The 15099-nt window shown below is 46.0% G+C and carries 15 protein-coding genes and 1 pseudogene; all 16 read left to right on the top strand.

The window, feature by feature from the left end:
• Positions 1-69 precede the first annotated feature (69 nt).
• The 16 genes and pseudogenes from B9N86_RS16835 (at position 70) to B9N86_RS16760 (ending at position 15024) form a co-directional block, all read left to right on the top strand.
• Positions 70-642, top strand: coding sequence for an ANTAR domain-containing response regulator (locus tag B9N86_RS16835; protein ID WP_208914318.1), 573 nt, complete (start codon positions 70-72; stop codon positions 640-642).
• On the top strand, positions 635-1831 hold the full coding sequence (locus B9N86_RS16830) for a histidine kinase N-terminal domain-containing protein (protein WP_208914317.1): 1197 nt from the start codon (positions 635-637) through the stop codon (positions 1829-1831). The genes B9N86_RS16835 and B9N86_RS16830 overlap by 8 nt, the downstream gene beginning before the upstream one ends.
• 133 nt (positions 1832-1964) lie before the next feature.
• Positions 1965-3395: an ethanolamine ammonia-lyase reactivating factor EutA gene (gene eutA / locus B9N86_RS16825; RefSeq protein ID WP_208914316.1), complete on the top strand. Its 1431-nt coding sequence runs from the start codon at positions 1965-1967 to the stop codon at positions 3393-3395.
• Between the two features lie 30 nt (positions 3396-3425).
• On the top strand, positions 3426-4790 hold the full coding sequence (locus tag B9N86_RS16820; protein WP_208914315.1) for an ethanolamine ammonia-lyase subunit EutB: 1365 nt from the start codon (positions 3426-3428) through the stop codon (positions 4788-4790).
• A 17-nt stretch (positions 4791-4807) separates the two neighbouring features.
• A complete protein-coding gene (gene eutC, locus B9N86_RS16815) occupies positions 4808-5752 on the top strand; it encodes an ethanolamine ammonia-lyase subunit EutC (RefSeq protein ID WP_208914314.1) in 945 nt (314 codons plus the stop codon).
• Between the two features lie 18 nt (positions 5753-5770).
• Complete coding sequence (gene eutL / locus B9N86_RS16810) at positions 5771-6424, top strand: ethanolamine utilization microcompartment protein EutL (RefSeq protein ID WP_208914313.1); 654 nt, start codon at positions 5771-5773, stop codon at positions 6422-6424.
• A gap of 12 nt (positions 6425-6436) precedes the next feature.
• Positions 6437-6697, top strand: a pseudogene (locus B9N86_RS31090) (BMC domain-containing protein); the annotation flags it as partial.
• A 465-nt stretch (positions 6698-7162) separates the two neighbouring features.
• Entirely contained in the window at positions 7163-8635 is a 1473-nt protein-coding gene (locus B9N86_RS16800) for an acetaldehyde dehydrogenase (acetylating) (protein ID WP_208914311.1), read from the top strand.
• A 73-nt stretch (positions 8636-8708) separates the two neighbouring features.
• Complete coding sequence (locus B9N86_RS16795) at positions 8709-8999, top strand: BMC domain-containing protein (RefSeq protein WP_208914310.1); 291 nt, start codon at positions 8709-8711, stop codon at positions 8997-8999.
• A gap of 124 nt (positions 9000-9123) precedes the next feature.
• On the top strand, positions 9124-9918 hold the full coding sequence (locus B9N86_RS16790) for a cobalamin adenosyltransferase (protein ID WP_208914309.1): 795 nt from the start codon (positions 9124-9126) through the stop codon (positions 9916-9918).
• Positions 9919-9931: 13 nt separating this feature from the next.
• Positions 9932-10567, top strand: a complete 636-nt coding sequence (eutD, locus tag B9N86_RS16785; RefSeq protein WP_208920453.1) for an ethanolamine utilization phosphate acetyltransferase EutD — start codon at positions 9932-9934, stop codon at positions 10565-10567.
• Positions 10568-10587: 20 nt separating this feature from the next.
• Positions 10588-11286 carry an ethanolamine utilization protein gene (locus B9N86_RS16780; protein ID WP_208914308.1) on the top strand — a complete coding sequence of 233 codons (699 nt, stop codon included), beginning with the start codon at positions 10588-10590 and terminating at the stop codon, positions 11284-11286.
• A 16-nt stretch (positions 11287-11302) separates the two neighbouring features.
• A complete protein-coding gene (locus tag B9N86_RS16775; protein WP_208914307.1) occupies positions 11303-11575 on the top strand; it encodes a EutN/CcmL family microcompartment protein in 273 nt (90 codons plus the stop codon).
• Positions 11576-11622: 47 nt separating this feature from the next.
• Positions 11623-12720, top strand: coding sequence for an ethanolamine utilization protein EutH (eutH, locus tag B9N86_RS16770; RefSeq protein WP_208914306.1), 1098 nt, complete (start codon positions 11623-11625; stop codon positions 12718-12720).
• A gap of 189 nt (positions 12721-12909) precedes the next feature.
• Positions 12910-13629, top strand: coding sequence for a response regulator transcription factor (locus B9N86_RS16765; RefSeq protein ID WP_208914305.1), 720 nt, complete (start codon positions 12910-12912; stop codon positions 13627-13629).
• A gap of 3 nt (positions 13630-13632) precedes the next feature.
• Positions 13633-15024 (top strand): sensor histidine kinase, encoded by a 1392-nt coding sequence (locus B9N86_RS16760; protein ID WP_208914304.1) that lies wholly within the window; start codon positions 13633-13635, stop codon positions 15022-15024.
• Positions 15025-15099 lie beyond the last annotated feature (75 nt).

Genomic DNA, 15099 nt, shown 5'->3' with positions numbered 1-15099 from the left:
AAGGCATTCCATGCCAAAGAAGATTCGCAGCATACAAGTAAATCTAGACAGACTACGAGGTGTATCCAATTGAATGGAAAAATTGTAATAGTCGATGATGAACCTATTACAAGAATGGATATTCATGGGATGTTGAAAGAGGCGAACTACAATGTGGTAGGTGAAGCTTCTGATGGTTTTGAGGCCATTGAGTTATGCAAAATGCATCAGCCTGATCTGGTCATTATGGATGTTCAAATGCCAATCCTGGACGGGGTAAAGGCGAGTAAAAGAATCATAGCGGATCGACTGACAGGTGGAGTTATTCTCTTGACTGCCTTCAGTGATAAAAAAACGGTTGAAAAAGCATCCGCTATCGGTGTACTTGGTTATATTGTAAAACCGCTTGATGAAAAATCGTTCATTCCGATGCTGAAAGTAACGATTGCGAGAGGCAAGGAAATACGCAAGCTGGAACATGATTTGTCGAAGCTATCGCAAAAGATGGAAGAGAGGAAAGCGGTAGAGAGGGCGAAAGGGATCCTGATGAAGGAAAGCGGTTATTCCGAAGAGGAGGCCTATCAAATCTTGCGCAAACTTAGTATGGATCGACGGTGTCCGATGATGGAAATTGCAACAACGATCGTCATTTCCTATGAGTGATTTCAAGGATCAAATCGCGTATCTATGTAAACGTCGTACGGGATTGAGCGACGCTAACATCGTCCGGATTACAGAAATGGCCGAGTCGTTCGAAATGTCCGCTGAGCAGGATGATGGATTAATCGACGTGTTGTCCTGCGTGGAGAATGAGGCAATTGTAGTGTATCCTAATCGTTCGGACACGGGTAACTCACTGTACGAGCGCTCCATTGTAAGTAAGAATGCGCTGCGCAAGAACGAATATGGTGTCTTGCATTCGATCATTGATCAGCTGGAGGATGCCGTTCTTATATTTGACAAAAACGGCTTTGTAAAGCTCAAGAATATAAAGGCAGACGCATATTACCGGCGGCTAGGTTATTTGGAGGACATTCAGGGATTGCATTATGATAATCTGTCTCTGGATCAGACGACCTTTTCGGGTGTTATGAAGAAATTTTATTCTTCTCCTTCCAGTCGGTTAGTTAAAGATGTGAAGATAGCAAGCTATTATTATCAGGTGAAGAAGATTTTTATTGCGCAGCGGGATTACCGTGTCGGCGTCATCATACATGATGTAACTGAAATTAAGGAAAAGGAAGCGCAGATCATTTCCAAATCGGTTGCAATTCGTGAAGTTCACCACCGGGTTAAAAACAATTTGCAGACAGTCGCTTCATTACTCCGTATTCAAGAACGACAGAGCGAAAGCCCGGAAGCGAAAAGATACTTAAACGAAAGCATCAGCAGAGTGCTCGCCATTGCATCAACTCATGAGCTTTTATCAAGGGAGATCGAATCGCATGTTGATTTGCTTGGCGTCCTTCAGCTTATAGCTGCCAATCTTCAACGCTGCTTTGAAGATTGTAAAAATATCCATATCGACATAACAGTGGAGCAGAGCATCTGCTTGGACAGTGATCGCACCGTAGCGATTGCATTGATTGTCAACGAGCTTTTGCAAAATAGCTGCGAACATGCATTTGAAGATGGTATGGATGGCATGATTACTGTAAATGCACAAATGGAAGGCGATTTGGTCACCATGAAAGTGGTAGATAACGGGAATGGATTTTCCACTAGTGATGGTTCATACAAGAGCTTTGGGTTGTCCATTGTTAACAGCTATGTACAGGACAAGCTGAAAGGAAAGTTAGTCATTACGTCGAGTGGTGATGGGACGACTGTTACGTTCGCTTTTAAAAAATAAATAGTCAGGCTACAAAGTCGTAGTCGTATAAGCAATGAGGCTTAAGGTTATAAATTCCCGCTATTAGCGAATTGGAATAACATTAGGCCTCTTTGTTTGTATGTATGTGAAACCAAGAGATGGAGGTGAGAGAGTGAGCGAACAATTGTTGAGCGTTGGGATTGATATGGGAACATCCACGACGCAGCTTGTGCTGTCGAAGCTGCATATTCAGAACCTGGCATCCTCTTTTTCGGTACCTCGCCTGGTTATTACGGATAAGGAAGTTGTTTATCGGAGCGATATTTGCTTTACGCCCGTGCTAGTGGATAACCGAATTGATGTGCAGCAAATTCAGGAGTTCGTACAAGAGCAGTACCGCAAAGCCGGCATTCGCAAAGAAGAGATTCAGACTGGTGCTGTCATTATAACCGGTGAGACTGCCCGTAAAGAGAACGCCAACGAAGTGCTGTTGTCGTTAAGCGGCTTTGCTGGAGATTTCGTGGTCGCTACCGCAGGCCCGGATTTGGAAAGCATCATTGCCGCCAAAGGTGCGGGTGCACATACATACTCCAAGGAGCATTCCACTTCTATCGTCAATATTGATATTGGCGGAGGCACCAGCAATCTGGCGTTGTTCTCTGGTGGCGAGCTGCTGGACACGGGATGTCTTGATATTGGCGGGCGTTTGATTAAAGTCAATTCGGAGACGCGCGAGATAACTTATATCGCACCCAAGATCAAATTGCTTGCGGAGCGAAGGGGAATACAGTTGACCCTTGGCCAGCAGGCGACAACAACCGTTCTGGCGCCGATAATCGGGGAGATGGTCAAGCTGCTCGAAGAAAGTGTCGGCCTGCGGCCGCCAGACGATTTCTATGACACCATCCTTACGAACAAAGGGTTGAAGCTGGATCGGAATATTCCATGCATCTCCTTCTCGGGCGGGGTAGCTGACTGCATCTATCAGGAAGTGGAGGGTGACGTGTTTCAGTATGGGGACATTGGGATCCTGCTCGGCAGGGCAATCGCCGATTCCCTACTGACTCAGCGGATGACTGTAACCAGACCAGTCGAGACGATCCGCGCCACTGTCGTGGGTGCTGGTTCACATACGACCGAGATTAGCGGCAGCACAATTACTTATACGGAAGAAAGCTTTCCGATTAAGAATATTCCGATTCTGAAGCTCGCAGCTATTGATGAATCGGGAAACGCTGAGGTACTGATGCGAGCCATTTCCGACAAATTGAATTGGTTCAAGCTGAACAATGATCTGCAGCGAGTCGCCATTGCGCTGGAAGGGAAGAGCAATCCAAGCTTTCTTGACGTGCAGAAGTATGCTCATGGACTGCATCAAGGAATGGCAGAGCTGTTGGAAAGGGAGTACCCGCTTATAGTAATTGTCCATCACGATATGGCGAAGGTGCTTGGTCAGACTCTTTATGCCCTGCTTGGTTACAAGAAGAATGTCGTATGTATCGACAGCATTCAAGTTGATAACGGAGACTATATTGACATTGGCAAGCCGATCGCAGGCGGCAAAGTATTGCCTGTCGTCGTAAAGACTCTCGTGTTTAACTAACCTGAGTTGAATTTGGAAGGAGGATCTATTGTGATTTTGAAAACTAAACTGTTTGGTCATATTTATCAATTCAAAACACTTATGGATGTCATGGCAAAAGCAAATGAGGAAAAATCGGGTGATAAGCTTGCCGGGCTAGGAGCTGAATCGGCAGAAGAGCGTGTTGCAGCGAAGGTAGTGCTGTCCCAAATCAAGTTGTCGGACCTCCGCAACAATCCTGCGGTTCCCTATGAACAGGATGAGGTTACACGAATTGATCAAGATCAAGTCAATGAACGCATTTACAGCGAAATTCAAAACTGGACCGTGGAAGAATTTCGGGAATGGATTTTAAACGAAAACACGACGGAAGCTAACATCAAGCGTGTATCTCGTGGACTTACAGCCGAGATGATAGCAGCAGTTACCAAAATTATGTCCAACCTCGATCTGATATACGGGGCCAAAAAAATTCGGATTACGGCTCACGCCAATACGACGATTGGACGTTCTGGTACATTGTCTGCTCGTCTGCAGCCGAATCACCCTACTGATGATACCGATGGCATTATGGCTTCCTTAATGGAAGGTTTGACCTTTGGGATCGGTGATGCGGTACTTGGACTTAACCCGGTGGATGACTCCGTGGAGAGTGTCATGCGCAACTTGAAGCGTTTTGAAGAATTCAGGCAAAAGTGGGATATTCCTACGCAATCATGCGTACTGGCACACGTAACGACTCAGATGGAGGCTGTAAGGCGCGGCGCGCCAACAGGCCTCATCTTCCAATCGATTGCAGGCTCGGAGAAGGGCAATACAGCATTTGGCTTCAATGCAGCAACGATTGATGAAGCACAGCAACTTGTTTTGCAACATGGACAGGTGACTGGTCCGAATGTGATGTATTTTGAGACGGGGCAAGGTTCTGAGCTGTCTTCCGAAGCCCATCACGGGGTCGATCAAGTGACCATGGAAGCGCGATGCTATGGCTTTGCCAAAAGATATAACCCTTTTCTCGTTAACACTGTGGTCGGTTTCATTGGTCCCGAATTTTTATATGATGCCAAGCAAGTCATCCGTGCTGGTCTGGAAGATCACTTCATGGGAAAACTTACTGGCATTTCGATGGGTTGCGACGCATGTTATACGAACCATATGAAGGCGGATCAGAACGATCTGGAAAATCTGGCTGTTCTACTGTCAACGGCTGGCTGCAATTTCTTCATGGGTATCCCGCATGGCGACGATGTCATGCTGAACTATCAGACAACCGGTTATCACGAGACTGCAACATTACGTGAACTGCTTGGGCTGCGTCCGATCCGTGAGTTTGAGCAATGGATGGAGAAGATGGGCTTTATCGAGAACGGTAAGCTGACTAAAAAAGCCGGAGACGCATCTGTGTTTCTTAAGTAGGAAAGGAGGAAGCTCTTATGAATGAAAAAGATCTGAAGTCGATGATTGAATCAATTCTGATGGAAATGGTAGGAGACAAGTCGGAGGGAGCCGCCAAGTCTGCCAATACAAAAGCTCCTGCCCAACAGGCCACGGTCAGCCCAGTCTCTTCTGGACAATTGGAGAACAAAACAGCTGTAGAAGTGCAAGTAGACAGCGGAGAATGTCTGGACGATATTACGGAAATCAACCTTCGGAAGCTGCTTCTGGTACCAGAGCCAGCTGATCGGGACGGATACCTCAAAATGAAAGAAAAGACACCCGCCCGCCTTGGAGTTTGGCGAGCAGGCCCGCGCTATATGACGCTTACGTCTTTACGATTCCGTGCTGACCATGCCGCTGCCCAAGACGCTGTGTTTTCCTACGTGTCCGAGGATTTTGTGAAGGAAATGAACCTTATAGCGGTTGAAACACTGTGCCGGGACAAGGATGAGTATATTACCAGGCCGGATCTGGGCCGTCAGTTCTCTACAGAGACACTTGCCTATATTAGGCAGAATACAGCCCAAAAGGCCAAGGTACAGTTAATGGTCGGCGACGGTCTGAGTTCGGCAGCGATTGAAGCGAACTTGCGCGACATTACACCTGCCATCGCGCAAGGGCTCAAGATGTATGGCATCGAAGTCGGCGACATTCTGTTCGTCAAGCATTGCCGAGTTCCTTCTATGGACGTAGTCGGAGAAGTCACCGGAGCGGATGTAGTTTGTCTGCTCGTCGGCGAGCGGCCGGGGCTTGTAACGGCAGAATCGATGAGTGCATACATCGCTTATAGACCGACAATAGGAATGCCAGAAGCGAGACGCACTGTAATCTCGAACATTCACTCGGGAGGTACTCCGGCGGTAGAAGCGGGGGCGCATATTGCCGAATTGATTAAGACGATGATAGACAGACAAGCTTCGGGTATTGATTTGAAAATATAGCAATGCAAGGAGGCTCGTATGAGAAACGAACCTATTCATGCAAAAGTGTTGGGCGTGAAGCTCATTTCCAACGTAAGTCCTGACATGGCTGACAAACTGGAACTGAAATCTAACCACAAAAGTTTAGGGATCATTACTGCTGACATTGACGATGTCACTTATGCAGCGCTAGACGAAGCAACTAAAGCAGCTGACGTGGATGTTGTATATGCAAAAAGCATGTATGCCGGCTCGGCGAATGCTTCCACGAAGCTGGTTGGCGAGGTCATCGGCATTCTGGCAGGTCCGAGCCCGGAAGAAGTACGCAGCGGCTTGAACGCCGCCGTTGAATTTATCAAGAGCGGAGCACACTTTGTCAGCGCGAATGATGATAACAGCATCCCTTATTTTGCCCATCTAGTCTCCCGTACAGGAACATATTTGTCCCAGACCGCCAACATTAAAGAGGGTGAAGCGCTGGCGTATTTGATCGCGCCCCCGATGGAAGCGATGTTTGCGCTCGATGCGGCGCTTAAGGCAGCCGATGTGTCGATTGCTGCCTTCTTCGGGCCGCCTTCCGAGACTAACTTCGGTGGTGCTCTGCTGACGGGCAGCCAATCTGCCTGCAAGGCGGCATGTGACGCTTTTGCAGAATCGGTACAATTCGTCGCAGACAACCCGACGAGTTATTAAGGATAGCTACCAATGAGATATAACGCGTTAGGCCTAATAGAAGTAAAAGGGTATTTGGGAGCAGTCGCAGCTGCGGATGCAGCTTTGAAAGCAGCAGGTGTCAACTGCATCGGTTTGGAAGTCATCAAGGGCGGTTTGGTGACAGTCAAGCTGAGCGGCGAGGTCGGTGCCGTGCAGGCTGCGGTGGAAGCGGGAGCAGAGATAGCTGCTCAACTGGATGTGCTCTTTACAAGGCATGTCATTCCTAGGTTGCATGAGGAAACAGTCGCTTTGGTTGCAAGTCCGGTTAATGCAAGCGCGAGCAAGGCGCAGCTTGCAGAAGGTACAGCGGACCCACTAGCCGCTGATATAAAGCTGGCAGCCGTTGCGGCTACCTCGGAAGCTGGTGAAATCAAGCCCGATGCTGATGCAGGTAAGGCGACTAACGGTACGATCAAGCAGGTGGCTGATGCAGGTAAGGCGATCACCGATACGATCAAGCAGGCAGCCGATGAAGGCAAGGCGACTGCCGGTACGATTAAGCAAGTACCTGACACAAGCAAACCTTCTGGCCGTAAAGGCAACAAGCCCGGGCCTGAGGCTGATATTGTTGTGGCTCTTGAACGAGCAGAGACTCGGCCGGCAAGCCGGGGTAAGGCGAAGGATTCACGACTAGAATCAGCACCTGCAGTAAAGCGGGGCAAGAATACGAAGAAGGCCAGTTCGTAATAATAATACCAATGGAGAGAAGGAATGTTGATGGAAACATTGGATAAGGACCTAAGATCCATTCAAGAAGCTCGCAACCTGATTAAGAAGGCCAAAGAGGCGCAAGCTAAGCTGGCTGTAATGACACAGGTACAGATTGACGCCATCGTAAAAGCAATTTCCGATGCTGGTTACAATCAAAGTGAGAAACTGGCGAAAATGGCAAGTGAAGAAACGGGCTTTGGTCGCTGGCAGGACAAGATTATAAAGAACAATTTTGCAGCCAAGCATGTGTATGAGTCGATTAAAAAAATGAAAACAGTGGGCATACTAAAGGAAGACAAAACAAATAAAGTGATGGAAGTAGCTGTGCCGGTCGGCGTAGTTGCAGGATTGATTCCATCCACTAATCCGACATCGACTGTCATTTATAAAGCATTGATTGCCATAAAAGCTGCCAATAGCATTGTGTTCTCACCTCATCCAAATGCGTTAAAGTGCATTATGGAGACGGTGCGTGTAGTCAACGAAGCAGCTATCGCAGCAGGATGCCCAGACGGAGCCATTAGTGTTATTAGTGTTCCAACGATACAGGGAACAGACGCATTGATGAAGCATAAAGATGTCAACTTGATACTCGCTACTGGCGGTACGGCTATGGTTAAAGCAGCGTATTCATCCGGAACGCCAGCTATCGGTGTCGGTCCAGGCAATGGTCCGGCTTTTATCGAGAAGAGCGCCAATATTCCTCTCGCGGTCAAACGTATCTTGGATTCCAAGACATTCGACAATGGTACGATATGTGCGTCTGAACAATCAATCATTGTGGAAACGTGCAGTAAAGAAGCGGTTATGGCAGAGCTCAAGAAGCAAGGCGCATATTTTCTCTCGACTGAGGAAGCTGAAAAACTGGGAAAAATTATTTTGCGTCCCAATGGTTCAATGAATCCACAAATTGTCGGCAGAAGCGTTGAACATATCGCAAAGTTGGCTAAATTGCAAGTTCCGGCTGGAATACGCGTACTTATCGCTGAAGAAACTCGTGTTGGAGAAAATGTTCCTTATTCCCGAGAAAAGTTGGGTCCAATCTTAGCCTTCTATACAGAAGAGGATTGGGAATCGGCATGTGAACGCTGCATCGAGATATTAAAATTGGAAGGCGCTGGACATACAATGATGATTCACTCAGAAAATGACGAGATCGTTCGTGAATTTGCTCTGAAGAAGCCAGTGTCCAGGCTATTAGTTAATACGCCAGGCGCACTTGGCGGAATTGGTGGAACGACCGCACTTTCTCCGGCACTTACGCTAGGATCTGGGGCGGTAGGGGGTAGTTCAACATCTGATAACATAAGCCCGCTTAATCTACTCAACATTCGTAGATTGGCTTACGGGGTGAAGGAGTTAGAAGATTTGATGGAGCCAGTACCGCAATCGTACCCTGAAGGCTCTACAATAAATCTTGCCGATAAAGAGCAATTGATTGACATGATTGTAAAACGGATATTGGCAGAAAAATTTTAGTTTAAAGTGCAAATTGTTCACTTGTAATCGAAGTTAAACCCTAAAACAACATACATCAAGGAGGAAATTTATTATGGCAAGCACAAACGCATTGGGAATGGTAGAAACAAAAGGTTTGGTTGGAGCAATCGAAGCAGCGGATGCAATGGTTAAAGCTGCTAACGTAACATTGATCGGTAAAGAGCAAATCGGCGCAGGTCTTGTGACAGTTATGGTTCGTGGCGACGTAGGTGCTGTTAAAGCAGCAACAGACGCGGGTGCTGCAGCGGCAGAACGTGTAGGTGAATTGTTGTCCGTACATGTTATTCCAAGACCACATTCTGAAGTGGACGCAATCTTGCCTAAGGCGAAAACAGTGGAATAATAACGATTTTCGGACAGGCCTGACGATCAATGACGGATGCGGATGCTCCGCGTCCGTCTACCCGCCTGTCGCAATCCTATCGCCAAGCGGCCCCTGATGCCCGAGTGTAAAAGGATGTGAAAATATGGCTGTTATTACAGAAAGCGAACTGCGCAAGCACTTTCGAAATCAGAATTTGCAAGATGTTGCCGTATACGAGGCTGAAGTTGGAACGATTTTAACACCTTCCGCCAAAAGTTTTTTGACAGATCATCAGATTGAACTTCGTTATGTCGGAGCCACTGAGACCGAAGCCTCGACACCCAAGAAGGAAGTCAGGCTGCAAATTACTAAAAAACTGGACAGTCTGCAAAACCCGGCAGAAGGAAAAAAACGTTTTCGTACGCTGTATGGCGGTTTTTTGGAAACAAAGCCAGAGCACATGACTCATCTGTATGGAAATATGCTTGTATTTAAAGATCATCCTCGGATCGTATTCCGTGGCAAGTTAGATTCGTTGGAAACGAAAATTCTGGAATCCCAAATTAGCTGCTTCAAGCTTAACATGACCAAGCTGGTCGATGATTTGGAAAAAATCTTACTATTTGTACGGCAAATTGTGCGATGTGAAGTACTTAGTGAAAGTATAGATGAGTTTCATTTACTTGGGATGTCAGCCAAGGAATTGCGTGAACAGTCCCATTTTCCCAAGAAATACTTTGGATTAGAACATTTCCAACCCAGCTATGATATGGGCGAAGCGGTTGTTGTCATAAATGCGTTGCGCACATTGACGAGGGAGACGGAACTGCAGGCTTACCAGGCTTTCAAAAACGAACACGGGTCCGTTGAGCGCGAAGATATCATCCGGACATTGAACCGGCTGTCTTCGTTATTCTGGATCATGATGTTCCGAATTCGCGTAGGACAGTACGACTGATGAGGTGTGAATGGTGAATAATCAACTGGTAGAAGATATTGTGAAAGAAGTAATCAAGAGAGTACAGGAACAAACCTTTATCGAAATCGAAGCATCAGGCAAGCATGTTCATTTGAACCGGGAAGCGATAGATGAGCTTTTCGGAAAAGGCTATCAATTGACGAAAGCACGCGACCTGTCCCAACCTGGACAATATGCTTGCAAAGAGCGTGTTACGCTAATTGGACCTAAAGGCGCTTTGTACAATGTCGTTGTGCTCGGTCCGGAACGTAAAGAATCACAGGTAGAAGTATCGCATACGGATGCTGTCGTATTGGGCCTGTCTGTTCCCGTTAGAGAAAGCGGGAAATTAGAAGACACCCCGGGCATTATAATCGCTTCAGGCAGCAATATAATTAGACTCCACCAAGGTTTAATTGCAGCTCAGCGTCATATTCACGTGAAAGCGGAAGAAGCCGAGAAATACAACGTGAAAAACGGCGAAATCGTACAGGTTAAAGTGTATGGCAAACGTCCTCTCATATTTGACGACGTGCTGATACGAGTGAGTTCCAACTACGAAACATATATGCATATTGACTACGACGAAGCGAATGCATGCGGATTCACGAAAGGCACGAAGGGTCAGATTTTGAAGAAAGGCAACTAGGACCAGGAGTGTGTGAACAAATGGACATTCAAGCTCTGGATCGGACAGCACTCATTGAAGCGGTAGCGGCCGAAGTGTTAAAGAGGCTGCAGCAGGCACAGACGACCGAGCCGATTGCGATCAGTAAAAAAGCGATCCTTCTGTCTACAGAGCCTGTTCCTGTGCTGGAGAGAATTCTGAATCCATACTACGAGGTGCGCTATTACGACGAATCGGTCAGAGATTGCGATCTGCTAATTATTCCGAAGATGTGCATTGGGCTGCTGTCTTATTTAGCTAATGGCATAAGCGCAAGTGCACGTGAACGTTTTGTACTGACTATGCTGCTAAAAGGGAAAAGGGTTGTTGTTCTGGAGGAAGGGCTGCTTTACAGGAAATATAAGCAAACATCTCCTGTTATGCTGTACAAGCTGTATGACGGCTCTGCAAATAAACTCCAAAGCTATGGTATTAAGATAGCACGGGAATCGGACCTGCTGAGTGCTTGTCTGGAAGATGAACGACTGGCAGAGAATCAAGAAGAAGTACACAGCGAGGATGCCCGTGTTGACATAAATCCCCAATCGGAAATATTAACAAGCAAAGTTATTACCGAAGCTGATGTGAAAAAATACCGTCTTCAAAACGTGAAAGAGATCGTAGTTGGCCGGCACAGTATAATTACACCGCTGGCGCAGGACTATTTGCATACGCATCAGATGCGTGTACGCAGAAGGTAATGGGTGAGGTGAAACGATGATTGTAGGAGAAGTTGTGGGCAGTTTATGGGCTACCCGAAAAGATAAGAAGCTGAATGGACTGACTTTCCTTGTAATCAAGCCAAATTCCTATGGTAATCCGGTTCAGCACGATTATTTCGTAGCAGCAGATAATGCGGGCGCAGGCATCGGCGACACCGTGCTAGTTACGAGAGGAGGCGCTGCTAGAAAATCGCTAGCTGCCGCAGACGTGCCAGTTGATGCGGTCATCGTAGGCATCGTCGATTCGCTGGAGCTTGCTCATAGATGAAATGCGGTTTGTTTTAACAGTTCTAATAAGAATGGAGGACAACAATCATGGAAATTAATGAAATCATTATTTACTTAATGGTTTTTTTCATGGTTCTCGGTGCGCTAGACAAAAGTATCGGGAGTAAGTTTGGGTTAGGTCAGCAATTTGAAGAAGGTATTATGGCAATGGGAGCTTTAACACTGGCGATGGTAGGGATCATATCACTGTCCCCTGTTTTGGCCAAACTGTTAAGCCCGATTGTCGTACCGCTATATACCGCGCTCGGCGCAGATCCCTCGATGTTTGCGACTACGCTGTTAGCAAATGACATGGGCGGTTTCTCACTCGCTCTTGAACTGGCGCAGGACCCACAGGCGGGCCTGTTTGCCGGAGCTATTTTGGGTGCAATGCTCGGACCGACGATCGTGTTTATCATTCCGGTTGCGCTTGGCATAATCAGAAAGGAAGATCAGAAGTTCTTGGCTACCGGTGTACTGGCTGGTATCGTTACGATTCCGCTTGGCTGCTTGGTAGGGGGGCTTGTTGCCGGTTTCTCCATCGGCATGATTCTATCCAACCTGGTTCCAATCATCCTATTCGCAGTATTAATCGTACTTGGTCTTTGGAAAATTCCTGATGGTATGATTAAGGGTTTCACAGTTTTTGGAACATTCATCGTCATTGTAGCGACATTAGGACTTGCAGCCGCCATTGTTCAGCAGCTGACAGGGATCACAATCATTCCTGGCCTTGCTCCTATTGGAGAAGGTATCGAGATCGTAGGTGATATTGCGATTGTGCTGGCAGGCGCCTTTACGATGGTATTTGTTATTACAAAAGTGTTCAATAAGTCGTTAATGAAAATGGGTAAAATGTTAGGCATGAACGAGGTTGCGGCAGCGGGTATGGTAGCAACGCTCGCCAACGTCATCCCGATGTTTAACATGATGAAGGATATGGATGCCCGGGGCAAAGTTATAAATGTGGCCTTCGCTGTATCAGCTGCATTTGTGTTTGGCGATCACCTTGGCTTTACAGCAGGAGTAGCTAGAGAAATGATTTTCCCGATGATTGTCGGTAAGCTAGTGGGCGGTATTACGGCGGTTTTCGTTGCTGTATATTTATCGAAGAAAATGACATTGGAACCGAAGGAAGATCAGTAGGAGGTCGCATAAGGTCCGTCTTGCACCCAGTTGACAGGTTTCCTTGGTCGGTAGAAGCTTTTGACAAGTTGATCAATTTGGAGTAATATCCACATGTAATAATTACTCAAGTAAGAATATGGATCTGAGTTCAAGGCTGTCTCTTTACGGAGAGAGCTTTTTTGCATTTTTCTTGTTAGAAATCGAGCTATGGGGGTGGAAGCTATAGATACCGCTAATCGTAATCAAGTACTTATTGTTGAAGATGATGCACATATTAGACGTTTTGTATCGATTAATTTAATAAATAACGGATTTGTGGTGAGTGAGGCTGCATTTGGAGGAGAAGCGATACAACTCTTCACTGCGAATAGACCCGATGTTGTTGTCCTGGACATTATGCTGCCAGATGCTGATGGATTTGAAATCTGCCAACAGTTAAGAGAGATAGAGCCTGCGGTCATTATCGTCTTTTTAACTGCACGCGGACAAGATCTGGATAAAATCAAAGGACTAGAAATCGGTGCTGATGATTATATTGTCAAACCATTTAATCCGTTAGAGCTTGTAGCACGAATTAAAGCGATATTGCGCCGAACAGAAACTGCTCTAAAACCGCAAAGATCCGTGATTCAATCCGGTCCAATTCGGATGGATCTGAATTCGAATAAAGTGTTCAAACATGACATCTTTATTGAATTAACGCCGAAGGAATTTCAACTAGTTAGAACTTTTCTAGAACATCCCGATACAGCACTGTCCCGGAATGAATTATTAAATCTCGTATGGGGAGAGGATTATATCGGAGATCCTAAAACAGTAGATGTTCATGTGCGAAAGTTACGGGAAAAGATTGAAGATGATGGCTCCAACCCACATTGGATCGAAACGGTATGGGGAGTGGGATACCGCTTCAGGAAGGACGGTTAAGAAGTGGGTATTCAGAAAAGATTAGTAGGAAGTTATCTTGTGGTCATCTTTATCACTGTTCTCATTCTTGAGATTTTTCTCATGGTTTACGTGAGATATTATTATCTTCATAATGTAGAGCGGATTCTGATGAATCAAGCAGAGCTGTCTGCTTCTTTTTTTCAGCAATATTTTGCCGAAGAAGATCTGGAGAAACAATCGTATCGATTATTGAAGGGGTTTGCACATAACTCGGATGCGCAAGTGCAGATTATTAATTCCTCAGGACGACTTTTGCAGGACTCTACCGGACTTCCAGGCGGCAATGACATGACTACGTATTTAGATGTACGAACTGCACTCCAAGGACAACCCGGCACTTGGAGAGGAAAGGACCCTTCCACTCAAGAAGCGATATTAGCGGTATCTTTTCCCTTACGAGCCCATGATATCATCGTGGGAGAAGTCAGATTTGTCACTTCCTTGACTGAAACACTACATACGGTTAATCGTATTGCAGTCGTACTGATCTGTGTGGGTCTGCTTGTTATTGCGATTGTTACCATTCTTGGACTATTGTTGTCTCGGACCATCACGAGATCAATTAAGGATCTTAAACAGGCAGCCGATCAGATGACAGAAGGAGACTTCAGCATAAGAGTACATAAACGATATCAGGATGAACTGGGTTCTCTGGCTGATACGTTAAATATGATGGCAGGTAGAATTTTGAAGAGCGAACAGCTTAAAAACGATTTCATTTCATCCGTGTCCCATGAACTGCGAACGCCGTTAACGTCAATTAAAGGCTGGGCCATAACGCTGAAATCGAGTGGGAATCACAACGAGCAAATCCTTAAAGAAGGATTTGCTATTATTGAATCAGAAAGCGACAGGTTGTCTCGTATGGTGGAAGAACTGTTAGATTTCTCAAAACTGGATAACGGAAGAATTGTCATACACTCAGCACCTGTCCATTTATCAGAATTATTGCATCATGTGGGTAGACAACTTGCTCCAAGAGCTGCTCGGCAAGGAGTCTCACTCGAAATACAAGCAGAGGAGAATCTCCCTACCATTCAAGTAGACGAGAATCGATTGAAGCAAGTACTGATTAATCTAATTGATAATTCGCTCAAATTTACAGATGCCTCTGGTCGAATTTTTGTACACGCTCATACAGCTCTAGGACAAGTCGTTATTACCGTTGAGGACACTGGCGCAGGAATCGCAGAGGAGGATCTAGAGAATGTGCTGCAAAAATTTTACAAAGTAGATCAACATGCACCTGGCAGTGGTCTGGGTCTGTCCATATCAGATGAGATCATTAAGTTACATCATGGAGAATTACGCATAATTAGTGAGGTAGGTAAGGGTACGAAAGTCCAGATCTACTTGCCGATAAAAGAAAAATAAAATTTAACTATTTCATAACCACTTCGTTCCCTTTCAAAGATAGAATAGTAAATAACCTTGACAATCGAGGAGTTG

It is taken from the genome of Paenibacillus uliginis N3/975 (assembly GCF_900177425.1).
Classification (GTDB): Bacteria; Bacillota; Bacilli; order Paenibacillales; family Paenibacillaceae; genus Paenibacillus_AQ; species Paenibacillus_AQ uliginis.
Note: the sequence above shows the minus strand (reverse complement) of the source record. Positions and strands in the feature narration are given on the sequence as shown.

Bases quoted from the DNA above. Each gene is read 5' to 3' on its own strand.
- B9N86_RS16765 (WP_208914305.1), top strand. From the start codon at position 12,910: ATGGGGGTGGAAGCTATAGATACCGCTAATCGTAATCAAGTACTTATT.
- B9N86_RS16790 (WP_208914309.1), top strand. From the start codon at position 9,124: ATGGCTGTTATTACAGAAAGCGAACTGCGCAAGCACTTTCGAAATCAG.
- eutH (WP_208914306.1), top strand. From the start codon at position 11,623: ATGGAAATTAATGAAATCATTATTTACTTAATGGTTTTTTTCATGGTT.
- B9N86_RS16775 (WP_208914307.1), top strand. From the start codon at position 11,303: ATGATTGTAGGAGAAGTTGTGGGCAGTTTATGGGCTACCCGAAAAGAT.
- B9N86_RS16795 (WP_208914310.1), top strand. From the start codon at position 8,709: ATGGCAAGCACAAACGCATTGGGAATGGTAGAAACAAAAGGTTTGGTT.
- eutC (WP_208914314.1), top strand. From the start codon at position 4,808: ATGAATGAAAAAGATCTGAAGTCGATGATTGAATCAATTCTGATGGAA.
- eutL (WP_208914313.1), top strand. From the start codon at position 5,771: ATGAGAAACGAACCTATTCATGCAAAAGTGTTGGGCGTGAAGCTCATT.
- B9N86_RS16830 (WP_208914317.1), top strand. From the start codon at position 635: ATGAGTGATTTCAAGGATCAAATCGCGTATCTATGTAAACGTCGTACG.
- B9N86_RS16800 (WP_208914311.1), top strand. From the start codon at position 7,163: ATGGAAACATTGGATAAGGACCTAAGATCCATTCAAGAAGCTCGCAAC.
- B9N86_RS16780 (WP_208914308.1), top strand. From the start codon at position 10,588: ATGGACATTCAAGCTCTGGATCGGACAGCACTCATTGAAGCGGTAGCG.